The 23,916-nt window shown below is 40.1% G+C and carries 21 protein-coding genes; all 21 read right to left on the reverse strand.

The features are described from left to right. Positions 1-18 precede the first annotated feature (18 nt). The gene (gene rpsL / locus BMX34_RS05265) at positions 19-432 is read right to left on the reverse strand and encodes a 30S ribosomal protein S12 (RefSeq protein ID WP_092571568.1); all 414 of its coding nucleotides are present in this window, start codon (positions 430-432) and stop codon (positions 19-21) included. Positions 433-1,388: 956 nt separating this feature from the next. Further along, positions 1,389-2,831 carry an APC family permease gene (locus BMX34_RS05270; protein ID WP_092571570.1) on the reverse strand — a complete coding sequence of 481 codons (1,443 nt, stop codon included), beginning with the start codon at positions 2,829-2,831 and terminating at the stop codon, positions 1,389-1,391. Between the two features lie 184 nt (positions 2,832-3,015). Beyond that, complete coding sequence (locus tag BMX34_RS05275; protein WP_092571572.1) at positions 3,016-3,696, reverse strand: TlpA family protein disulfide reductase; 681 nt, start codon at positions 3,694-3,696, stop codon at positions 3,016-3,018. Positions 3,697-3,708: 12 nt separating this feature from the next. Continuing rightward, a complete protein-coding gene (locus BMX34_RS05280) occupies positions 3,709-4,365 on the reverse strand; it encodes a cytochrome c biogenesis CcdA family protein (RefSeq protein ID WP_092571574.1) in 657 nt (218 codons plus the stop codon). Positions 4,366-4,425: 60 nt separating this feature from the next. Further along, positions 4,426-4,713 (reverse strand): GNAT family N-acetyltransferase, encoded by a 288-nt coding sequence (locus BMX34_RS05285; RefSeq protein ID WP_092571576.1) that lies wholly within the window; start codon positions 4,711-4,713, stop codon positions 4,426-4,428. Positions 4,714-4,863: 150 nt separating this feature from the next. Next, positions 4,864-5,739, reverse strand: a complete 876-nt coding sequence (locus BMX34_RS05290; protein ID WP_092571578.1) for an ABC transporter ATP-binding protein — start codon at positions 5,737-5,739, stop codon at positions 4,864-4,866. Beyond that, positions 5,714-8,242 carry an ABC-2 family transporter permease gene (locus BMX34_RS05295; RefSeq protein ID WP_092571580.1) on the reverse strand — a complete coding sequence of 843 codons (2,529 nt, stop codon included), beginning with the start codon at positions 8,240-8,242 and terminating at the stop codon, positions 5,714-5,716. The genes BMX34_RS05290 and BMX34_RS05295 overlap by 26 nt, the downstream gene beginning before the upstream one ends. Before the next feature lie 193 nt (positions 8,243-8,435). Further along, positions 8,436-9,950: a lysine--tRNA ligase gene (lysS, locus tag BMX34_RS05300; protein ID WP_092571582.1), complete on the reverse strand. Its 1,515-nt coding sequence runs from the start codon at positions 9,948-9,950 to the stop codon at positions 8,436-8,438. A gap of 131 nt (positions 9,951-10,081) precedes the next feature. Beyond that, positions 10,082-11,110: a tRNA dihydrouridine synthase DusB gene (dusB, locus tag BMX34_RS05305; RefSeq protein WP_092571584.1), complete on the reverse strand. Its 1,029-nt coding sequence runs from the start codon at positions 11,108-11,110 to the stop codon at positions 10,082-10,084. After that, positions 11,103-11,999, reverse strand: a complete 897-nt coding sequence (gene hslO, locus BMX34_RS05310) for an Hsp33 family molecular chaperone HslO (RefSeq protein WP_092571586.1) — start codon at positions 11,997-11,999, stop codon at positions 11,103-11,105. Before hslO ends, dusB begins: the two co-directional genes overlap by 8 nt. 136 nt (positions 12,000-12,135) lie before the next feature. Then, positions 12,136-14,217 carry an ATP-dependent zinc metalloprotease FtsH gene (ftsH, locus tag BMX34_RS05315; protein ID WP_092571588.1) on the reverse strand — a complete coding sequence of 694 codons (2,082 nt, stop codon included), beginning with the start codon at positions 14,215-14,217 and terminating at the stop codon, positions 12,136-12,138. An 84-nt stretch (positions 14,218-14,301) separates the two neighbouring features. Further along, complete coding sequence (gene hpt, locus BMX34_RS05320; RefSeq protein ID WP_092571590.1) at positions 14,302-14,847, reverse strand: hypoxanthine phosphoribosyltransferase; 546 nt, start codon at positions 14,845-14,847, stop codon at positions 14,302-14,304. 39 nt (positions 14,848-14,886) lie between these two features. Continuing rightward, positions 14,887-16,353 carry a tRNA lysidine(34) synthetase TilS gene (tilS, locus tag BMX34_RS05325; protein WP_092571592.1) on the reverse strand — a complete coding sequence of 489 codons (1,467 nt, stop codon included), beginning with the start codon at positions 16,351-16,353 and terminating at the stop codon, positions 14,887-14,889. Between the two features lie 94 nt (positions 16,354-16,447). Then, positions 16,448-16,918: a S1 domain-containing RNA-binding protein gene (locus tag BMX34_RS05330; RefSeq protein ID WP_092571594.1), complete on the reverse strand. Its 471-nt coding sequence runs from the start codon at positions 16,916-16,918 to the stop codon at positions 16,448-16,450. A 37-nt stretch (positions 16,919-16,955) separates the two neighbouring features. Then, positions 16,956-17,345 carry an FtsB family cell division protein gene (locus BMX34_RS05335; RefSeq protein WP_092571595.1) on the reverse strand — a complete coding sequence of 130 codons (390 nt, stop codon included), beginning with the start codon at positions 17,343-17,345 and terminating at the stop codon, positions 16,956-16,958. An 86-nt stretch (positions 17,346-17,431) separates the two neighbouring features. After that, a complete protein-coding gene (locus BMX34_RS05340; RefSeq protein WP_092571597.1) occupies positions 17,432-17,698 on the reverse strand; it encodes an RNA-binding S4 domain-containing protein in 267 nt (88 codons plus the stop codon). Then, positions 17,685-21,239, reverse strand: coding sequence for a transcription-repair coupling factor (gene mfd, locus BMX34_RS05345; protein ID WP_092571599.1), 3,555 nt, complete (start codon positions 21,237-21,239; stop codon positions 17,685-17,687). The genes BMX34_RS05340 and mfd overlap by 14 nt, the downstream gene beginning before the upstream one ends. An 11-nt stretch (positions 21,240-21,250) precedes the next feature. Continuing rightward, entirely contained in the window at positions 21,251-21,811 is a 561-nt protein-coding gene (pth, locus tag BMX34_RS05350; protein WP_092571601.1) for an aminoacyl-tRNA hydrolase, read from the reverse strand. A gap of 82 nt (positions 21,812-21,893) precedes the next feature. Further along, positions 21,894-22,127, reverse strand: a complete 234-nt coding sequence (locus tag BMX34_RS05355; protein WP_092571603.1) for a Veg family protein — start codon at positions 22,125-22,127, stop codon at positions 21,894-21,896. A 107-nt stretch (positions 22,128-22,234) separates the two neighbouring features. After that, positions 22,235-23,017: an ABC transporter permease subunit gene (locus tag BMX34_RS05360; protein ID WP_092571605.1), complete on the reverse strand. Its 783-nt coding sequence runs from the start codon at positions 23,015-23,017 to the stop codon at positions 22,235-22,237. Beyond that, positions 22,995-23,906 carry an ABC transporter ATP-binding protein gene (locus tag BMX34_RS05365; RefSeq protein ID WP_092571607.1) on the reverse strand — a complete coding sequence of 304 codons (912 nt, stop codon included), beginning with the start codon at positions 23,904-23,906 and terminating at the stop codon, positions 22,995-22,997. The genes BMX34_RS05360 and BMX34_RS05365 overlap by 23 nt, the downstream gene beginning before the upstream one ends. Between the last annotated feature and the right edge of the window lie 10 nt (positions 23,907-23,916).

The raw sequence follows: 23,916 nt of genomic DNA on the forward strand, positions 1-23,916 counted from the left end.
AATAAATGATGGGTTGAATTATTTCTTAGGTTTCTTAGCACCGTATTTAGAACGGCCTTGTTGACGGTCAGAAACGCCAGCTGTATCTAAGGCACCACGTACGATATGGTAACGAACCCCTGGTAAGTCTTTCACACGACCCCCGCGAATAAGAACCACACTGTGTTCTTGTAGGTTGTGTCCTTCCCCTGGGATATATGCAGTAACTTCCATCAAGTTAGATAGACGTACACGGGCATATTTACGTAGGGCTGAGTTAGGTTTCTTAGGTGTCATGGTTCCAACACGGGTACAAACACCACGTTTTTGAGGTGACATTGTCGTTGTTGTTGAACGTTTGAAACTGTTGTAACCCACGTTAAGTGCAGGAGATTTAGATTTTTCAATTTGAGATTTACGAGGTTTTCTGATTAATTGATTGATTGTAGGCATTAATTGTCCTCCTCCCATTTTCTTAGTCCACACATCCAAGTGTGTCATCTTATGTTAAAAAATATTTAGCAATGGAAACATTGCTAGTTGTGCTTTAAAACAGTCAGCACGACTGAAATACAGGAATCTGTCCTTAAAACACCTGTGTAAGGATAACACGAATAAACAAACACGTCAATCATTATTGGAAAAGAAATGGTTTCTGCTTGTAAATTTTCTCTTTGGGTAAAATTAAATGCTTTATCGTTAGAACTAAATTATAGAAAAGCCTTTTGCATGGATTATGTCAAACCATTGGGCACCGTCTTCCGCTTATAATCATAAGCTCCAGACTTACTTTACGACTCATTCCCTAAAAGCCAGAGGCATCAAGGGAATGATGTGGGTAAAGTATGCGAATCCGATGGTTTGTCATGAATCCTGCACGGGCTTTTTCTTATAATGTTGCATCTTGTTTCAATTTTTACCTTCAATAAATTCTGGCAGCAGATAAAAATAGTAAAACTAAACATCGAATTTGTCTGGCTGACAAGCGACCGTCCTTCAAAGCAAGCTTTTCCGGGCTAGATCCACTAGATCATCTCTAATCGACAAGTCGATAAGAGCTGATAAGCTACGTGAATCTTCTTTGTGCTTGTGAGTCAACAGATTCGGATATTCTTTTTGTCAGTAATCCACTTTTTATTTACAAGCAACAGCTAAAAAGAGATCATTGAGTTTTTTTGGGACCTCATTCCCTAAAAGCCAGAGGCTTCAAGGGAATGAGGTGGGTAAAGTATGCGAATCCGATGGTTTTTCATAAATCCTGCGCGGGCTTTTTCTTATAATTTTGCATCTTGTTTCAATTTTACCTGCATAAAAACCATGCATCAACTAAATGACGCATGGTCCAAAATTTATTTACGGTTTATTTGAGAGCTAGCAGTTCAAAGTCCTTTTTATCGGATATTCTTACTTTAAATCTCTCCTGCTTGAAGCTTTTCATCTTCACGACGGCGTAATACTGGCAGGATAATTCCTAATAGTATTAATACAATTGGAGTGATGATATTTAGGGCCAATTGGAATGGATCGTCTGAATAGGCTCCTAATAAGCAGCATGCTAAGGTTACCAAGAAGCACCAGCCGCCGAAGAATAGGGCCACCGTATTATTCTTGACAAACATGTATTCGCGGTGAAATTTATCAGATTGCCGACGTAAGAATAAATAGGCTGCAAATACCCAGAGATAACGGAAAGGCATAATAATCGAATTCAATTTAGTTAATTGCTTCAAGACAGTAGCTGCTCCAGGTACAACCATTTGAGCAACGATAATCGCTCCACAAAGCACGACCACCATGTAAATTCCGTTGATATATGCCCCATGACGATTTTGTTTTAATAGCGAACGTGGAATAAATTGACTCGTTCTTGGGTCTCCTAAGAGCATACGAAGTGGCGCATCAATTGAAATGACGAGGGTCGCAAATTGACCGATCATATTACATAGGGCGTAGATAATCATAAAGAGTTTGCCTACTCCGTAATATTCACCCAATTTACCAAAAGCGATATAAGCCCCATTGGCTAAGTAAGAGTCAAAGGCTTGTGGTGATTCATTAATCACCGCTGGATCTAAAATCATACCCATGGCAATAGTCCCAAAGATCGCCGAGATAACCACCATCACGGCGGCGAAAATCATTGATTTTGGAAACTCATGAGCAGGGTCACCATCCATTTTGTTAACGTAAGGAGAAATCTTTTCAATCCCACCCACTGCAAAGACTAAAATTGATAAGTTAGTAAAATAATGCCAATCAAAGTTAGGGATAAAATTCTTTAAACTCCAATCAATATTCAGATAGCCCCCATTTGGATTAATGGCTGGGGCGGCAAACATCATTAAGATAAATAAAATACTCATTACAAACATACTAGATCCGGCCAGGGTCGCCAGATTCTTCAATGGATTAATTCCCATACTAGCAATCCAACAGAAGAAAAGGAAAATAATTAAAGTGACTAATTGGACCCAGACAGTCGGTAAACTATCATACAAAGTAGAATCTTGAAAGACAATCCAAGATAAGGCTTTTAGACCACCAGATCCCTTAGAAGCGATATAAGTAACGTGGCAGGCCCAGTAAGTCCAACCCGTATAATAGGCCAACTTGGTACTGGAAGTCTCTTGAATCCAAGAAGTTACCCCACCTTCTAAAGTTTTAAAGGCAGAGCCCATTTCCCCAACCATTAAGGCATACGGAATAAAATACAGCAAAAACATAAGAACCCATGAGAAAATGACTTGAGTTCCATTAAAGAAGATAAATCCATTTACAACATTTCCAAAGCCCCAAAGTGTTGAGAAACACATAAAGGCCAGTATATGCCATTTAATTTTTTTCTCTTCCATTTGATTCCTCCTATACTAAATTAATCCAACTTATGCTAATTATAGCTAACTTCTAGTCAGGAGGAGGGAAAATTTGAAAAGGATTACATGATAAATATCTCATCAAGAGGCGTTATTGTATAATTAATATCTCATAATCCTAAATAAGTTCTAATACTATGTTGTATTTTAACTTTTTTCATGCTTACGGCAGCAATTCTTTAATAATTTTTCTCATGCCGGCTTCAGGAACTAACCCACGAAATCCATAAAGGATTTGGCCATCTTGATCGACGATCAGGGTGGAAGGCAGCGTCCTTACACCGAGCCCAATTTGGTTGGATAAGGCATGGTCATAATAAACTGGGAAAGTGTAACCCGAGTCTTGAATAAATTGTTTCGCCTTGTCGATAGTTTCTGTCGGTTTAGATTGACTGGCATTCAACATGATAAAACCAATATCTTGACCATATTCATCGTACAAGTCTTGCAAGTAAGGCATTTCTTTGCGACATGGGGGACACCAGGAAGCCCAGAAATTGATTATAGTTGGTTTGTCAATTAAATCTTTCAACTGAATACGTTGGCCTTGCGAATCTTCAACATAAGTTTCAGGTAATAACGGAGCATTGCTCGGAGTCGGTAATTCAGGCTGACTGCTCTCCACTGAATGCGATGAGGTCTTCGTCTCTTCGGTTGACCCGTTCATTTTTTCCTCTGAAGTAGCCCGTTCTGATTGAGATTCTGTGCTTTCTAGCCTTTGCTTGACTTCTCCCGCCTGATTTGCCCTTTGCAAGATATCAGCATCCTCTTGACGATTCATCATGAAATTTGCAGCAATAAATAATATAACTAAACTTAGTAAAATTCCGATGACTTTTTTCATTTTAATTCCTTTCTAAAGACTGATCCAAGCCGAAAGATACCCACTCATCCAGAGAAGACCCATTACAATTAATACAAGCCCGGCTAATTGATAAATTCGATGACTAATTGCCTTAAAAGGAGCCAATAAATCCTTAATCGATTGCACTAAATAAGCTGAGAGTACAAAAGGTAAAGCTAAGCCCATACAGAATAGCCCCATCATCAACATCGATTGACCCAAATGATCAGCTGTTAAACTCAGACTTAAAGCAGCTGCTAAATAAGCGCCAACGCAAGGTGTCCAACTCAGAGCAAACACCAAACCGAATAAAAAGCTATTCGTTGAAGTATCAAGCCAAGAGGTTAGGGAAGCTAAGCCCTTCGATTTTAACAATCGAGTAGGAAATAATATCGACAAGCCGATCAATATCATCCATAGACCCGCAAAAAAGTTAAGCCAAGACTGATAAGGCAGCAACCAGGAAGCTAGTGAGTATAGCAAACCATTCATTAAGATGAACACTAAACTAAAGCCGATAATAAATAAAAATACTTGACCCATAAATTGTCGCTGAGATTTCGTTTCACCTTGAGCACCAAAATAAGCCAAATATAAAGGAATCATTGGCAGCATACAGGGAGAAATAAAGGTCAAAATCCCTTCTAAAAATATCAGCCAGTAGACCATAACTGTCACCTCCTATCACCCATAAAAAAACCTCGCCGAAGCGAGGCTTCACAGAAATGATTAAGCTTTTCGAGCATCGATATCTGCATATTTAACTGGTTCATCATCAAATTTCTTAACTACATAAGGACAAATTGGATAGATTTTCTTCCCTTGGGCTTTCATATCCTGAATCAATTCATCCAGAAGTTGACTGGCAACCCCTTGACCTCTTAAGGAGTCTGAAGTATAAGTATGGTCTGCAGCCACAACTTTAGGATCATCTGTGTCTCGGTATGTAATTTCAGCAATCATTTGTCCCTTGTCATTACGAACAACAATCGCATGATCTTCACGTAAAAATTCCATGAAATTTCCTCCTTATTCTATCTTAATGTCATTATACTCCGACTGATCGATGAATGATAATAATAAGCTTAATCTAACAAATTATCGGGATAAAGCTGCTATTGTATTTTGATACATTATCAAAAAACATACAAATAGACTATCCCTTTCTTACTTATCTTGTAGGTAGTATGCTTGATATAATTCTTCTAGTGAGGTCTGTTGATGAATGACATGATCCACCATGATCTGATTATTGATTAATAGATTAATATAAGGACTAGGATCCCCACTTAGCTTCACTCCTTGATCTAACACTTCATAATTTAAGCCCGCATTTTGACTAGCCGGGATGAAACGAGATTGATCGGCTTGTTGTGAGAAGACAAAGATGAGTTGTAATGCTTGTTCTTGATCCAAGAAAACTCGCTCCAATTTTTTATCTTTGATTAAGAAGACTTGGTCTACGAGTTCTTGAACCAAAGCTAAGTTATGAGATGAAATTAAGATGGTTTTACCTTGGTTTCGTAATTTCTCTAAAATACGCTTTAAATCAAGGATACTCGTCGGATCTAGTCCATTAAAAGGTTCATCCATCACGATACACTCAGCTTGATTAATTAAAGCCATAGCAATTAATAAATGCTGTTTCATTCCTAGAGAATAGGTTCTAGTTTTCTTATGCAAATAAGTGTTCATGCCGACTTCTTGACAGACCTCCTCAATGCGTGAGGATTTAATATGATGGACATCCGTTAAAAACTTCAAATGATCATATGCGGTCAGTTGCGGATATAAAATTTGGTAGTCTTGCATATAATAGGCTCGTTGATAGATGCGAATATCTTTATTTAAGTATTTGTCAAAATATATTTGACCTTGATATTGATCATCCAGATTGAACATCATCCGAATTAATGTTGTCTTCCCGATGCCATTGGGTCCTATCAAACCAATTGAATGTCCGCTCGGAATCGTCGCAGAAAGATTCTCAAAGATACTCTGCTCGCCAAATTTTTTGCTAATATTTTTTAATTGAATTTCCATGATTTCGCGTCCTTTCCCACCGTATTCTGAATGATCCCCAGCCAGCCAAACTCAACAAAATTGACCAAGAAATTAATACTCCCACACCAGTCAGTGCATTCAATTGGGGAACATTGGCTTGTTGGGCTAGCCAACCATCGGCGACACTAAAGGCATTTAGATATAAGAAAGGGAAATAGCTTATCAAATCGAAAGCAATGAATTGCCGACTTAAATAATATCCGACACAACATAAGACAATGATCAGAGAAACAACAATGAATCGATGCTTCAGCCAAATGGAAAGAAATAAGCCAAAACTTAGCATAAAAAGAACGATTGGAATAAGTAAAATTAAAACACGAAAGACAACTTGCGAAATTTCTACCATTTGGAAATACAGGTGGCTACCACTCGCATAAATAGCATGGGAATTGGGGCTTTGCCCCAGCACATCTGGAACAAATTCAGCTATGGGGTAATTAAACTGGCCTAGCCCTCCGAAAATCATAGCCAAACCCATGAAGGTTAACATTCCCGTAACTAGTAGCATGAACATAGCAATAATATTGTAGAATAATTTTGACAAATACAAATTTTGTCGCTTTCTGGGTTGAAGGAAAAGAAAATCAAGATGGGGTAAAGGGCTGACTTCTTCACTGATTGATGCAAATAAGACGATGAAGAGCAGAACAATTCCGATTAAATGCAGATGATTCTCAAAGAATATATAAAGACTATGAACCATCGAATGATCCCACTGACTCTGTTCAGCTCGATTTCCATAATAAGGATGGTACTGATCTAATAAAAGATTACCCAAAAGTAAAGGTTTCAAATTGTTCTCTTTAATCAATATATTCTGAGCTTGCCCCGCCAATAAGGGTTTCTCTGCTGACCCGTGACCTTGTTTTAGATTCTCTTGTTCGTCGAGATAATAACGTTCGCGAAATTGGATTAAAGTTGTTTGATCAAAATTCCCTTGGTTGAGTTTATCTAATGCTATTTGGTAATAACTTAAGGAATTTTCAAAAGTGCTCTTTATCGACTCAATACTTTCAAAATCGGCAGGATATTGCTCTTGATACCACTCTTTGAAACGCTGCTCCTTATTTTTCCGTTGTTTAAATTCATCATTATACATGGTATGACTCTGCAAATAAATAAGTTCTACTGTATTCGTCATTTCAACAACTTTATCCTGATAATAACTAACTTGATTCTCCAAATAATCACGAAATTCTTCTTCAGCATGAGTGGACTTAAAGTAGATAAAGAAGTAGGCCACTCCTAGGCCAACTAAAAGTATCCACAAGACCCTCTTTACATAAGAATGTCGTAAAAGCTTGGTCAATTCAAAGTTAATCCAACTGGGTAGAAAAGTGCAGTGAATCTTCTTTGCCAACTGTTCTTTGCGCTGACGGCTACGATACAAATATTGATAGGTCATCGTTAGAAGCGAAGAATGACTGTAAATCAACCAAACAACGAATACGGACAAACTCAGGCTAATAATTACCCAAGCTTGGACCGAAAGCAATTGATTGTTTAAATCAAAAAAATACGATAAAGGATTCCAAACGTCTCCTTTAGCAAAAATTTGTAAGATGAAAAGCAGAAGAAACAAGGCAATAAAGTTTAAATCCTTAGTTCTGATAAAGCCAGCGAACAATTGGGCGAGCCAAGCCATACCCGTCAGTAGCCCTAGCCAAACTGCCAATTTGACGAGAATTATCTGCCAAACAGGCATAAGTAATGAAGAAAAACGCCCAGACAAAATGATGGGATACCAAAGGAACTTCCACCCTGTCATGGTCAATACAAGACTAGATACGATTGCATAAATAAATACTACGACAGCCATTGCGAGCATAAGCAGGTGTTGATCAAAGCGAATAACTTGTTGGCGCTTAATAGGAGATATCAGTATAAAGTCGAACTGAGGATGCTGAACCCGGTACATCCGGAAAGCAAATAATAACAATATCGCCACTGCCGTGTAAATTCCAAACATCCAGTCAGCAAGTTGAACGAGGTAATTAACTGAAAGGGTCGGGTAGTCTTCCATTAAGTAGGGAAAATTATAAGCTTGCATTATCTCAGCTCGTTCTTGCTGAATCAATAATTCATCTTGACGATCCCCTAAAATAGGAAAAAATTTGGGTAGATTTTCAATGGATTGGTAAGACTGATAGAGATTAAGAGCCTCACGCGCAAAAAAATAATTATTCTGATGCAGTTTATTTTTCCATTGCATAAGCGTTTGGTTCGCATCTAAAAGTAGTTGATCATAGCGATCATTAGCATCAAAATCTGGATCGATTTCTTTTTGATAACGGATCATCTCTTGATGCATGTTCAAGGTATCTTGTTCAACTTGTAAATTCTGACTCATTCTTTCATAGGTAAGATCCTCTTGCTGCGAATTATAAACATGTAAGATTAGTGGCATTAATAAAATAGATATGATAAAGACCCAGGGTAATTTATTCTGTATGACCTCTTTCCACAAAAATTTTTTCATCGCCAACCTTCTCCGCTCCTAATGTTTCAATTTTTACTTATCATGGCTTTACTTTATATTAAATGGAACTTTTTTAATTTTATTGTAATCTTTATTTAATCTAATATTAACATTTATTCTAAACAAAACAAGCCTATATTCAATAAAAAACCTCCGTGACTTTATAAAGCCACAGAGGAGTTCTGCTAGATATTTAATTATTTCTTAGGGTTGGGAACAAGAGAACGTCACGAATGGATTGAGCATCAGTCAATAACATGACTAAGCGGTCAATACCAATTCCAATACCGCCGGTTGGTGGCATGCCATATTCTAAGGCTTCTAAGAAGTCTTCATCTAATGGATGAGCTTCATCATTCCCCGCATCTTTCTCAGCGAGTTGAGATTCGAAACGTTCCCGTTGATCGATGGGGTCGGTTAACTCAGTAAAGGCATTCGCGTATTCATTGCCGACAATAAACAATTCGAACCGATCGGTAAAGCGTGAATCTGCTTCATTCTTCCGTGCCAATGGTGAAACTTCTACCGGATGGCCATAGACAAAGGTCGGTTGAATAAGTTTGTCTTCACAGAATTCTTCGAAGAAGTTGTTAATAATATGACCGACACTATTGTCATGATCACTTATTTCAACATGATGTTCTTGGGCCAAGGCTTTAGCCTCTTCAAAGGTCATTTCTTGCCAGAAATCAACACCAGTATATTCTTTAATCAAATCAACCATGTGAAGGCGAGCCCAAGGTTCTTCTAAATTAACTTCTTGACCATCATAGGTTAATCTAGCTGTTCCAAGGACTTCTTGAGTAACAGTTCGAATTAAAGACTCAACCAAATCCATACAGTCGGTATAGATTGAATAGGCCGTATAGATTTCAATCGAAGTAAATTCTGGATTATGGGTCGTGTCAATCCCTTCATTCCGGAAGATACGTCCCATTTCATAGACTTTCTCCATACCTCCGACGACCAGACGTTTCAAATGCAATTCGGTCGCTATTCGCATATAAAGTTCCATATCCAAAGCATTGTGATGGGTCACAAATGGGCGCGCAGCTGCTCCCCCTGCTAGATTATGTAGGACAGGTGTTTCCACTTCAAGATAGCCTTGATCATCTAAATACCGACGAATTTCACGAACAATTTTAGACCGCATAATGAATCGTTGATATGACTCTTCATTGGCAATTAAATCTAGATAGCGTTGACGGTAACGTTGTTCTACATTGGTTAGACCATGGTATTTATCTGGCAAGGGACGTAAAGCCTTCGTTAAAGGAACAAAATGGCTTACTCGAACAGAAAGTTCACCGGTATTGGTTCTAAACAGATAACCTTCAGCCCCAATAATATCTCCCAAGTCGGCTAACTTATACCATTCGTAATTGTCTTCGCCTACCGTATCTTGACGTACATAAATTTGAATCTTGCCTTGCATATCTTGCAAATGCGCAAAACCAGCCTTACCTTTACCACGTTTAGATACTAAACGACCAGCCACTTTGACATTGATTTTCTCTTGATTTTCGAAGTCATCATGATCATAGGATTCATATTGATCAAAAATATCTTGAGAAAGGTGGGTCCGTTCAAAACCTGAATCAAAAGGTTGCACATCTTGATGGTCGAACATGGCCTGCATTTTCTCACGTCTTACGATAAGTTGGTCATTAAGTTGTTCTAATTGGTCAGCATGTTGTCTGTCTGTCATCTTGTCACTCCTATATCTTAATCCCTTTCATTCTAGCTTATTCTGTGACGTTTGTCATACCTATTTCAGATTTTTATTTATATTTTTATGAATATTGTCCTTCCGCCTACATTAAAGCTTAGAATTTGCGGTTAACTCGCTTGGTCCTGGCGTCGTTGTCGATGAAGACGGCGTTTCTTGTCCGCAGCCTCAGCCTGATCAGCAAATTCATTTAGCATATCAATCACCACTTGCGAAGATTCTGTTTCATTGATAGCTACTTTGACTTTGGAAGACCGAGGAATTCCTTTAAGATAATAATGGGCCTGAGTTCTGAATTCCCTGGTCGCTTCGCGGTCCCCCTTCAGAGCTACTAATCGATGCAAGTGTTCAATCGCTATATCAATCTTGTCCCGTGGACTCATCGCTGGTAGCTCTTCACCCGTCTCTAAATAATGAACCATCTGTTTAACCACCCAAGGATTACCGAGAGCAGCCCGACCGACCATTACTCCGTCAACACCGGTTTCCGCTAATAATTGCTTTGCTTGTTGGGGCGTTCGAACATCGCCATTCCCGACAAAAGGAATCCCCTTGACGTGTGAAGCAACTTCCGCCAGAATATCCCAATTCGCCTTACCTTCATACATTTGAACTCGCGTTCGACCATGCATAGCAATCATTGATACACCCGCTTCTTGTGCAGCCAGGGCATTCTCCACTGCATAGAGATGGTCATCATCCCAGCCAGTCCGCATCTTGACCGTGACGGGCTTATCAATCGCTGAAACTACCGCATGAACCATTTCATAGACCTTATTAGGGTCAAGTAACCAGCGAGCACCAGCTTCCGCCTTAATCACCTTGTTGACCGGGCAACCCATATTAATATCAATAATGGCAGCTTCAGTATTCTCAGCCACGTATTTAGCCGCTTCGACCAAGGTATCTTTATTGCCACCCATAATTTGAATACTTAGTGGATACTCGTTCTCGGCAATATGAAGCATGGACAAGGTTTTCTTATTCCGATATTGGATGCCCTTATCAGAAATCATCTCACAGACAACGAGACCCGCACCAAATTGTTTGACAATCGTCCGAAAAGCAGCGTTAGAGACACCGGCCATCGGCGCCACAACAATTGGATTATCAATTTGAATGTCTCCTATTTTAAACATCGGCTGATCCTGCTTTCTTGTGAGCTAGAATTGCTTCCAATTCTTCTTTAGAGAATTGATAAGCCGTTTTACAATAATGGCAGACTGTTTCAGCTCCTTGGTCTTCATCAATCATAGCTTGCAAGTCTTCAACACTTAACAAACTTAAGGCTTGGCCAAATTTCTCCTTACTACAAGGACACGAGAAAGCAACTTCTTGTTGGTCCAAGATCTGATAATCTCCTTGAGGCGAAAGAATCTGTAACAATTCAGTCAAAGGATCTTCACTTTCAAAGATAGGAGCTAATTGTCCTAAGGATTCAATGGCTGTTTCCAGACTTTGAATGGTTTCTTCTTGAGCGTCCGGCATGACTTGGACCATAAAACCACCGGCTACTTGGACCGATTCATCGGGATTGACCAAGACGCTGAGCCCAATCGAAGATGGGGTTTGTTCGGACACCGCCATATAGTAAGTGAAATCCTCGCCCTGTTCGCCACTGATTAAATTCACTTGGCCGACAAAGGCTTTCTCGCCAGCCATTTGTTTCTTAACACTAAGTACGCCAGGTAAACCAATGGCACCTGTCACATCTAATTTACCCGCCTTATTTAAAGGTAAAGCAACTTCTGGATTGTTCAAATAACCTCTGACATGACCTTGGCCATCGGTCTCAGCTACAATCCGACCAACTGGCCCCTCACCTTCAATCATGACAGAGACTTGTCCTCTATCTTTAAGGTTAGAACCTAGTAATAATGTGGCAACTAGGGTTCGGCCGAAGGCAGCTGTGGCCGTATGCCACGTCCCATGAATTTGAGCAGCTTGGCGAACGGTTTCACTCGCTTCCACCACAATAATTCTTACTTCTTTGTTATAAGCTAATATTTTACTTAGTCGATCAGTCATTGGATCCCTCCTCTAAGAATGTGCTTGCTCTTTCTTATTGACAAGACTTTGTCATTTGCATTTCATTCATAAATAGTAAAAATGACACTGAAGTCTTGGTCTTTACCCCAGTGTCATTCTATCGAATTCAAAAAAATTATTCTACTTCTTCATCTTCGGCTGCTGAGGAATCAGGATCCGACTGGATGACTTGATTAGCATCCGTATCGCTTTGCGGATCAGTTTGCTCATCTTCAGCTTTCTCTTTGGCTTGTTCGAACGTATCAGCTTGTTCAATTGCCTCTGCTTGATCGGTCGGTTCCTTAGGCATCTCTCCCGTCTCAAAGAGTGATTTAATTTCTGGCGCATCTAAGGTTTCAACTTCGAGAAGTTTCTCTGCAATGGTATTTAATTGTTCACGGTGCTCATTGATGATTCGATGAGCTTCCTGGTGAGCTTCATTCATAATTCGCCGAACTTCTTCATCAATTTCATAAGCAGAACGTTCTGAATAAGTTAATTGATTACCAAATTGACGTCCATTTAGATCTTGACTGTAGCCACCATATTGAATGGTACCCAATTTTTCCGACATTCCATATTCAGTAACCATGGAACGGACGATTTGAGTAGCTTGTTGGAAGTCATTGCTGGCTCCGGTCGACTGACTGTTAAAGACGATTTCTTCAGAGACACGGCCACCTAAGAGACCAACCACTTGTTCGAAGAGTTCTTTGTAAGTGACAATATATTGATCTTCTTTCGGTAACATAATGGCATAACCACCAGCCCGGCCCCGAGGAACAATGGTAACCTTGTGAACGACTCGGGCGTCACTTAACACCATGCCAACCACAGTATGACCTGCTTCATGATAAGCCACGGTCTTCCGTTGAACTTCAGACATCTTCTTATCCGCCTTGGCAGGACCGGCAATCACCCGGTCATGGGCTTCGTCAACATCGGCAGGTGTAATTTCATTTCGATTGAAACGAGCCGCTAATAAAGCCGCTTCATTTAACAGGTTCTCTAAGTCAGCCCCAGAGAAACCTGGAGTTTGTTGGGCAATTAACTTCAAGTTAACATTCTTCGCTAATTGTTTATTGCGGGCATGAACTCGTAAGATAGCTTCACGACCTTTAACGTCAGGATTACCCACTAGAATTTGTCGGTCAAAACGACCTGGACGTAAGAGGGCTGGGTCTAAGACATCAGCACGGTTCGTTGCCGCCATCACAATGACCCCTTCATTCCCTTCAAATCCATCCATCTCTACAAGCAATTGGTTTAAGGTTTGTTCGCGTTCATCGTGGCCTCCACCCATTCCAATTCCCCGTGAACGACCTACCGCATCAATCTCATCGATAAAGATAATTGCCGGGGCTTCTTTTTTAGCATTCTCAAAGAGATCACGAACACGAGATGCACCGACACCGACGAACATCTCAACGAATTCTGACCCAGAAATTGAGAAGAATGGGACACCGGCTTCTCCGGCAACAGCTTTCGCTAGCAATGTCTTACCAGTTCCTGGAGGGCCTTCAAGCAAGACACCGGCCGGAATCCGAGCTCCTAATTTTGTAAAGCGGGCAGGCGCTTTTAAGAATTCTACAATCTCAACCAACTCTTGTTTTTCTTCCTCGGCACCAGCAACGTCATCAAAACGTACTTTGACATTCTCTTCAGTTTGCACTTTAGTCTTGGCTTTACCAAAGTTCATGACACCTTTACCACCGCCGCCACCTTGGGACATCATGGTATACATTAAGAAGAAAGTAGGCACTAATAAAATTAGGAATGGCAACATATTCAACCACATACCAACACTAGACTCTGGTAGAGTCTTCATCACCGTATTGGATTGGCTCGCCAACTCAGTGACTTTGGCTAGCGTGGCATCGTTTCCTAAGATTTGGGCCTTAAATTTCTGTTTAGGACTATCTGAGGATTGGAAGACATCAAGGAAATCTGCATTCTTATTGTCTTTATTATTGGAAGATGAGTTGCGATCCTTATATTCCCCAGTCACCACATAAGCGCCAGAGCCAATTTGGATTTCGAAATTCTTAATGGAGCCTTCTTCAAGTTTTTTAAAGAATTGACTGGAATTAATTTCTTCAGTACGACCACTTTGACCAATATTTCCTGAGAATAATTGGACTAAACCAAGTAGGGCTAGAAATAATAAGATATATGATAAAGTGCCCTTAAAAACCGGTCGTTTTGGTTTTTTGTTCATCTTTGAACCTCCTTTTGACTATCTTTGATGATTACAACATAATAACATATTTTGCTTCATCTGGGTAAAAAAATTGCTTACTGTTTAAGAATTATATACTTCTTCTTTTAAAACGCCGATATAAGGTAAATTACGATATTTTTGTTTATAGTCAAGGCCATAACCTACCAAGAATTTATCAGGGACTTGAATACCCACATAATCTGGGACTAAATCTTTAAAAATTCGTCGCTCAGGCTTATCCAACAAAGTACAAATTTTGATTGAAGCTGCACCGCGATATTCAAATAACTCGGTCAGATATTGCAAAGTCCGACCTGTATCAATAATATCTTCAACAATCAAGAGATGTTTACCTTTAATTTGGGTATCCAAGTCTTTAACAATCCGCACTTCCCCAGATGATTCAAAGGCATCACCGTATGATGAGACATCCATAAAATCAATATCTACATATAAATCCATGGCGCGAATAATGTCTGCCATAAATATAGCAGCACCGCGTAATATCCCAATAACTACCACTTCTTTTCCGGCATAATCTTCAGTCAATTGTTTGCCTAAGGCTTGGATGGCTGTTTGAATTTCTTCGGGTGTTACCAGAATTTCTTTAATATCTTTCTCCAACATCACTTTATCTCCTTTAAATCTATCTTGTTCATTATCTTATCATAAGTCCGTGAATTTCGGCGTCTTTTTTTGATATAGAATGGAATGGGTAATTTCTTGATCAGAATGAATTGTCCGATAATATCCTTTCAGGATGCCAACAATCCATACAACCCTTTGCGAGGAGTCACAAACTAACCAAGCCTGGTCTCGGTCACTTTGCACCACCTTCTGGTCGATGAATACGCGACGTATTTTCTTGGTAAACACCCTACCGCTGCTATCTTGTTTTTGAATCTGATCACCAGCTTGTCGATGGCGTACATAGAAATCTGCAATTTCACCTGGTTCAAGTTTTAAATGATAAACTAAAGTTTCGCCTTTAGCAACTTCATCGGTCACTTGATCTTGCTCAAAGATACCGATGACTTCATTCTCACTGATCGCTTGCCATTGGTTCATTACATTCAAATGAAAAACTTGCGTCTCCGATAAAGACTGGTTGGCAACGGGTACGACCTTGAGCAAGTCATATTGACGAATTGCCTGCCAGCCTTGACCTAAATCAATTCGACCATTAGGTTTAGTCAGTGACCGCATCAAGAGCTCCACTTGATCAATATTTTGTTGGCTATACTCAGGTAACTTATGGACTATTCTTTCTTCAAAGGCAATCCTCAAATAAATCCCCAAGCTGGCCTGACTCAAGGCCATCCAAGCCGGTAGCATTAAGGTCCAGCCTCCTTCTTGATTAGGCAGGATTAATTGTGGTTCAAGGGCTAGGAAATTCTCATAATGAGCCTGATAGGCCTGTTGATAGACCTTCGCAAATTGGTCAAAATGCTGTAAGTATTGAGGATTCTCTGTTTGAAAGCGGGGAAGAATCTGCTGACGAAGTCGATTCCTAAAATAGGCCTCGCTCTGATTACTTTCATCTTCGACAAAGGGGATTCGATTAGCCAAAGCATACTGATATAGAGCTTTCTTGTCAATGCTTAAGAAAGGCCGGTAGATCTTTAACCAATAAGGGCTTTTCAAATCTAAATCAAGGCAACGCGACTGAATTTCACGGATTCCCTGCCAGCCCTTATAGCTACTGCCACGAATTAAACGCATTAAAAGAGTTTCCGTTTGATCGTTTAGGTGATGAGCGGTCAATAAAATGCGGGTTTGATTAGCGCGACAGACCCGGGCTAAGAAAGTATAACGAGCCTGCCGAGCCAAGGCTTCCACATTCTTGGCTTGTGGTTGTTGCCACTCTTCAACAAAATAGGGCAAACTCAAATGCTCGCAGTAATCCATGACCAGCCTCATATCTCGATCACTGGTCGGGCGTAAGCGATGATTGAAATGGGCCACCACACACTGACTTTGATTGAATTCATCTTCGGCCAGAATCTTGGCTGTGGCACTTAAGAGAACCATGGAATCCACGCCGCCAGAAACCGCCAACACCCAGGTTGCCTGCTTATAATCTAATTGATATTGGCGTAACTTTTGTCGCAAGGTCTCTTCTACTACTGACACTGGATTCCCCTCCTTATTAACTGGATTCACTCACTTTTCCTGAAAAAAAAGGAAACCCGATCAAGGTTTCCAGAATAATCTTGAACTTATGGGTTTAGCCACGACGCCCGCCACGGCCACCGCGTTTACCTTCGGTACTCTTCTTTAAGGAGGTCAAACGATCTTCACTTTCCTTTAAGAATTGACTCATCATCGCATCGAAGTCATCATTTTTATGGCTTGACTGATGATCATGTTTGAAATCTGCCTTATAAGAATTCTTAAAGGCTGGCTTCTTGTTTTGGAACTTTGCATTGTCATGGCGACCAGTGTTTCTCGGCTTTTGTTCGCTTTCATTGGCTTGTCGGATGGATAAATTAATCTTACCGTCAGGGGTCATTTTAAGGACTTTGACCGTTACATTATCCCCAACACTCAACAAATCATTGATATCTTTGACAAAACCATCTGCGACTTCACTGATATGTACCAAGCCTGATTTATTATCAGGTAAGGCCACGAAAGCCCCAAAATTGGTAATTCCTGTTACTGTGCCTTCAACCTTCTGTCCAACTTCAATTGACATATAAAAATGTCTCCTCCTTGATTCCTTATTTATTTAATTAATAATTTACGCTACTTTCTTCCTCCGGCAGTACAAAAATTATTTCCCCATCTTTGGAATAATAATAGTCACGTCGGGCAATTTCTTCCAGATATTCTGGATCATTAAATTTCTGATATTCTCTTTGGATCAAGCGATTATTCTCAACAGCTTGACGATTCTCAGCCTGCGCTTGTTGATAAACCTCTTGATTCGCTTGCATTTGATTGTAAGAATTATAAAGAGGGATGCCAACAATTAGAAGCATCACAAAACAAAGACCCGTAACCATCATGGTTTGCCCTGAAAAGGAACGTTTAGCGGGTTTTGAACCATTTGTTCTATCTTGGTCGTCTATTAGACGTCGGTTCTTATTTGGATATTGATAAGTGTTCATGGTTTGCTTCATCCTACCCCTCCTACTCTTTGAAAGTATATCAATAATTGCCTTTAATTTCTACTATATTCCTCATTAAACTGTTATTTTAGCCTCAGTTAATCTGCTTGATTCACAAATTTTTCGCGAATGACTTCATACATCTTAGCGGCATCCTCTTTCTTAGAGGATGCTAACAACTCCAATACTCTAACTTGTAAGTGTCGATTGCCGAATTTAATCAGTAAGTCATCACCCGGCTTAACTTGGCTAGAAGATTTAGCTGTCTGACCATTGATTTCAATCCGGCCTTGGTCGGCGACTTCTTTTGCCACTGTTCGGCGTTTAATCAGACGAGAAACTTTCAAAAACTTATCGAGACGCATGGTCTATTTCCTCCTTTTTATTGATTAATTGATCCATTGTTTGACTGAGTTTGATCAGATAGTTGAGCCATTGGTCAGCGGCCTGCTGATAAATATCTAAGGTTAACTTAATTTGGTCATGGACCACTTGAACTTGAGCCTTTAAAGGGATGTCCTGTAAGGCTTGGAAAATCATCGGCCCTTTAAAGAATGAACTCGCTTCTTTTGTTAAATAAATAGTAAGTTGGCGCCGATTAGTTTCAATCTTCTCCAAACCTATTCGCTGACCATAGCTACGGATTAAAGCAATATCTAATAAGTTAGCTACCTCATCAGGATATTCACCGAATCGGTCAATTAACTGATCCTGCATGTGACGATAGGCCTCTGGGCCATTAATTTTTTGGATAGATTGATAAATTGCAATCTTTTGCTGCTCATCTTCAATATAAGTCGCCGGTAAATATGCTTCGATATCAATATTCCATTCAATCGATGAGACGGGCTCCTTAAATCTTGGCTGTGAGTCAGCTTGTTTGCGTCGATTCACTGCTTCTTGGAGCATTTGGGCGTACATTTCATAACCGACAGAGTCGATAAAACCGGATTGCTGTTGGCCTAACAAGTTACCTGCCCCTCGAATTGATAAATCACGCATAGCTATCTTAAAGCCTGAGCCTAATTCAGTAAATTCTTTAATCGCATTTAATCGCTTCTCGCTGACTTCGGTCAATTGTTTCAGTGGCGAATACATCAGGTAGGCATAAGCGACTCGATGGGTCCGACCCACCCGTCCCCGTAGCTGATACAAGGTAGATAAGCCCATCTTGTCAGCATTCTCAACAAACAGAGTATTGGCATTAGGAATATCGACACCCGTTTCAATAATCGTGGTCGTTACTAGGACATCATACTGGCCTTCGATAAAATCTAATAAGACTAATTCCAACTCGGTCTCACTCATCTGACCGTGAGCCACAGCTATCCGTGCCCCAGGGACCAAATCAGCTAATTCTTGAGCTCGGTGATAGATCGAGGCTACCCGATTATAAAGATAGAAGACTTGACCACCCCGTTCAATTTCTCGCTCAATGGCTGACTTTATCGCACCTTCATTCTGTTCCATGACATAGGTTTGGACAGGGAAACGATTGTTAGGCGGTGTCTCAATCAAAGACAGGTCTCGGATGCCAATCATTGACATATGCAGGGTCCGGGGAATTGGCGTCGCCGTCAAGGTTAGCACATCGACCTGGGCTTTTAACTGCTTCAAGCGTTCCTTATGTTTGACGCCGAAACGTTGTTCCTCATCGACGATTAAAAGTCCTAAGTCATGGAACTGAACATCTTTCGACAGCAAGCGATGGGTTCCAATCACAATAGAAATGGCCCCGTCTTTAATTTTATTCAGGGTTTCCTTTTGTTGACTGGCAGGTACAAAACGACTTAAGAGACCGATTTCAAAAGGCCAGGGTTGGAAACGTTCTACCAAAGAGTGGTAATGTTGTTGGGCCAGAATGGTCGTGGGTACGAGGAAGGCGACTTGCTTACCATCCATCACAGCTTTAAAAATAGCCCGCATGGCTACCTCGGTCTTGCCATAACCTACGTCACCAACTAATAAGCGATCCATGGGTCTGACTTTTTCCATATCTGCTTTAATTTCTTGACTGGAGGTCAATTGATCTTCGGTTTCAACATAAGGAAAGGCGGCTTCAAATTCATCTTGTTCTGGGGTATCTGGGGAAAAGGCATAACCTTTCTCTGCTTGACGTTTGGCATATAATTCGATCAATTCATCCGCAATATCTTCAACAGAGGCTTGAACTTTCTGCTTGGTCCTTACCCATTCTGTCCCACCTAATTTATGCACTTTAGGTTGCTTATGTTCCGATCCCACATACTTTTGTAAGAGGTCAATTTGTTCGACCGGAATCATAACTCGGGCTTGATCTTGATACTCAATGACTAAGAGATCCTTATGAATTCCATTAATGACCATAGTCTCTAGCCCCTTATATTGGCCGATACCATGGGCAATATGTACGACATAGTCGCCCTCTTTTAACTCATTGTAAGACTTAATCCGCTCGGCATTGGATAGATTCTTATTACGAATCCTGGCTTGCCGACTTTTCTTATATAGGTCTTGACTACTAATTAGTACATACTTATCTAGCGGTAACTCAAATCCTTTACTTAAATCACCTAGAGTAATATTAACGACCTTAGGATTTAAACCGCCTTTGTCTTGAATTAAGACAGGTTCAATGTCATTCTCTTCTAATCGTTGTAAGGTATGACGAGCTTCACTTAAATCTTTGGCTAGAATTTGGATGGTCACACCTTGGTGTAGCCAATGATCAACTTCCGTCTTCAATAAGGCCATTTGATTATAGAAAGGATTCATCGGTCGGTAATGGACATGATGAAATCCTGAGAAGCGCATGTCGCCAAAACCTCTTTGCATCAAAGCTAAATGTAAAGAGAACCTCGGATAATTTCTGATTAATTCGACGGAAGAATGCTTTAACTCCAAATTGGGTAAAATTCGTCCCTTTACAATTTCCTGTTCCAACCAGAATGCATTCTCTTGATCCATCCGTGCTTCATAATCAGCTAATTTGGCAAATTCGTCGACAATCAATAGGCCCTCTGCCGGTAAATAATCTACGAGGCTAGCTGGCTTGGCATAAATCCAAGACAAATAGGCTTGCGGATAAGTCAAGCCATTCCCATGTTCTAATAGCTGGCTTTCATGTTGATAAGCCTTGCTAAGTTGATCCTTCAAATCTTTATCTTTAACCTTGCGTAGATATTTATCAACTTCTCGCTTGAAGCGATCCAGCAAGCTGGCTTCTTGGTCTTGACTCAATAAGACATCAGTCGCTGGCATCAAGATGGTTTCTTCTATATTATCTAGAGATTCCTGACTTTCCGCATCAAAATAGCGAATCCCATCCAATTCTGTATCAAAGAAATCCAAACGAATCGGATTATCCTCATTTAATGGGAAGTAGTCGATAATCCCGCCACGAACACTAAATTCACCCGGAGCTAGGACCATTTTTTGTCGTTGGTAACCAAATAAATTAAGTTGCTCAATTAAGGCCTCGATCTCATAATCCTGACCGACCTGTAAATTAAGTAATTCCCCTTGCCAGTCCTTGGCCGGTGACAACTGCTTGCGTAAACCAGAGGGAGTACTAATCACAATACCAGCCTGATGATTCACCAAGAGATTCAAGGCAGCCACCCGTTCAGCCACACTATCTAAAGAAGACTGAGAAAATTCAGCCGCCAAAGCTTCCTCTACGGGAAAGGTTAAAATTGGATAATCTACTAAGATATGTTGCAGGTCATCCTGAAGCATCTGTAATTTCTGCAAGTTACTCTCAATAATCAAAAAAGGACGCGGATTTTCTTTAAAGACTTGCGCAATGAGTAGAGCTCGTGCGCTGTCATCAATCCCCGTCACTAAATAAGGTAAGGACGCTTTATTGTTTTGTTCAATGGCTTGAACAATATTGCGAAATGGTTGCTGTAAATAAGTAAAGCCCATACATCCTCCTGCTAATTATAATCATTCATCAGTTGTTTAAAGTCGGTCCCATCTAACCAGTGTTCAATAATCTCAACACCTTGGTCAATCGCCTGATCAATTACTTGACGTTGATCCGTTTTAAAAGGGGCAAGCACGTGGTCCGCTACTTTCCAACCCGGCTCAGGTCGACCTATTCCAATTTTCAATCGTTTAAATTCCTGGCTCCCTAATAATTCAATAATATTCTTTAAGCCATTGTGGCCACCTGCCGACCCTTTTTGTTTGAGTCGAATCTTGCCAGGACTTAAATCAAGATCATCATAGACGACTAATAAATCATCGAGATGAACCCCGAAATAAGACATCAGCGGGAGGATGGCTTGGCCAGATAAATTCATATAAGTGAAAGGTTGCGCCAAGAGAACCCGCTCAGCTGAGCGGTGCCAAATAGTGAAATCTGCCGTAAATTTCTGATCGGTAAAGGTCAATTGATGTTTACTTAATAGCTGATCGACCACATCAAAACCAACATTATGTTTGGTGCCGGCATATCGCGACCCGGGGTTTCCTAAACCAACGACAAATTTCATAATCTTTCTCCTCCTATCATCAATGCACACCCCATTATAGCATAAAAAAACAAGCAAGCCTTAGGCTTAACTTGTTTCTTCTTTAAGCAAAATTTACTTCAATCGATTTTGTTAGAATATCACGATAGCTGTAAGAAACACAATCAAAATCGTTCTCATCTTGATCAAGGTTTACTACAAACACAGACCGATAAGTTTCTTTTAAGATGCCCCGACGTTCTTTCTTTTTCTTGCGTCCCATTTGCACTGTAACCGTTACGGTTTCACCCAAACGATCATCCAAAAATTCTTTAATCTCTGAAATTTCTTTTGGCAATGTCTTCACCTCACCGCCATATTTTATCATAATTTTCAGAAAAAATCAAGTCTATCATAAGATGGTCTAGGGTTCAAGGATTTTATCCAAATTTAACTTGAATTTACTTAAATTTGAATATCTTTGTTCTCATAATGCAGACTCGCAAGAGATAACACCATGACCGTTATCAGAATAAATACGGCAATCAGTGACCAATCCAAACCTTGCTTCAAGATATCTGCCGCATAGGCAAATTGAAAGGGAGTGAAAAAACGTAAAAATTTAAGGGCTGGCCAGAGATTAATGATAATATTAATAAAATAAAGTAAAAAGACCAAACCCATACTGAGAGCTAAATTCTCAGCTCTAAAAAAAGTTGACAAAGCATAGGTAAGCCCGGCAAAAAATGCCTGAACCAGAAAAAGTGCCAGATGTAGCTGAATAAAGTCAATCCAGGGAAGGCTTTGCTGACCCAGGTAAATGACTAATGCAGCCAAGACCATGATGATCAAATTAAAAAAGACGAGTAAAGTTAATAGAGCTGCCCACTTTTGCCAATATACGCTACGTCGGCGAATCGGTAAACATAACAGAAATTCTGCTGTATGTTGACCTTCTTCTTTGGCCAATAATTTGGCACCCAAATAAGCCGCAAAAAAAGATCCCGCAATCCCCAACATGTTCTCACATTCCATCGCATAAAAGCCAATTAATTGATTGACTGGCAGGCTATCTAACTTAAGGGCTTGAGCAAAGGGACCTAAATTCCTCATCATCCCTAATAGACTGGACATATCGGCTGCCATGGCTGGAAAAAGCAAAATAACCATGATTAGCATGGCTGCTAAAAGTAGGCTCCAAATTAAAGTTAAGCTGATATTCTCTCTAACTTCTTTCAACCAGACCATTCGCCTCACCTGCTTTCTCTGAATAATAATGAATAAACAACCTTTCTAAATCGGGTTGCTGAATAGTAAGATCTATAATCTGATCTTGATGTTGATGAAGATAGGCTAACAAGTCAGTCATTGATCCTTGGTATAAGAAAGAACACATGCCGGGCTCTATTTTAAGGTGACTGACCCCTAATAAATCTTGAGGATCAAAGCTTCCTTTAATCATCAGTTGTTTGCTCTGATTAATCAATAAATCTTGCATTGGACCTTGAGCGATGATTCGGCCTTGACGAATAATGGCTACTTGTTGACAATATTTCTGCACCTCGCTCAAAATATGTGAAGACACAAAAATCGTCGCACCTTGGCGGTGTTGTTCTTGAATCTTCTGCCAAAATATTTGTTGCATCAAAGGATCTAATCCCGAAGTCGGCTCATCTAGAATATACAAGTCAGCTTGCTGAGCTAAGGCTAATACAATAGCTATTTTCTTACGATTCCCTAATGAGAGATCTTTGACCCGTTTATTCAAATCAAGATCAAAGTCTTGAGCCAAATTATTGAGCAACTCCGGCGACAGCTGAGAACGAATGCTGGCTGCAAATTTAAAAATTTCATTCACTTTGAATTTGCTATAATAATTCACTTCTGCAGGTATATAAGCAATTCTTTGTAATAACTGACTCTTTTGAGGACCTACATCTTCACCGAATAGTTGGGCTAGACCGGACGTCTTATTGAGTAAACCCAATAGAATTCTAATGGTCGTACTCTTTCCGGCTCCGTTGGGTCCAATAAAAGCGAAAAAGTCGCCTGACTGGACTTGCAAGTTCAGCTCAGTCAGGGCTTGTTTTTGACCATATACTTTACTAAGTTCTTGAATATTAATGACTGGGATCATCGCTTCACCT

It is taken from the genome of Ignavigranum ruoffiae (assembly GCF_900110675.1).
Classification (GTDB): domain Bacteria; phylum Bacillota; class Bacilli; order Lactobacillales; family Aerococcaceae; genus Ignavigranum; species Ignavigranum ruoffiae.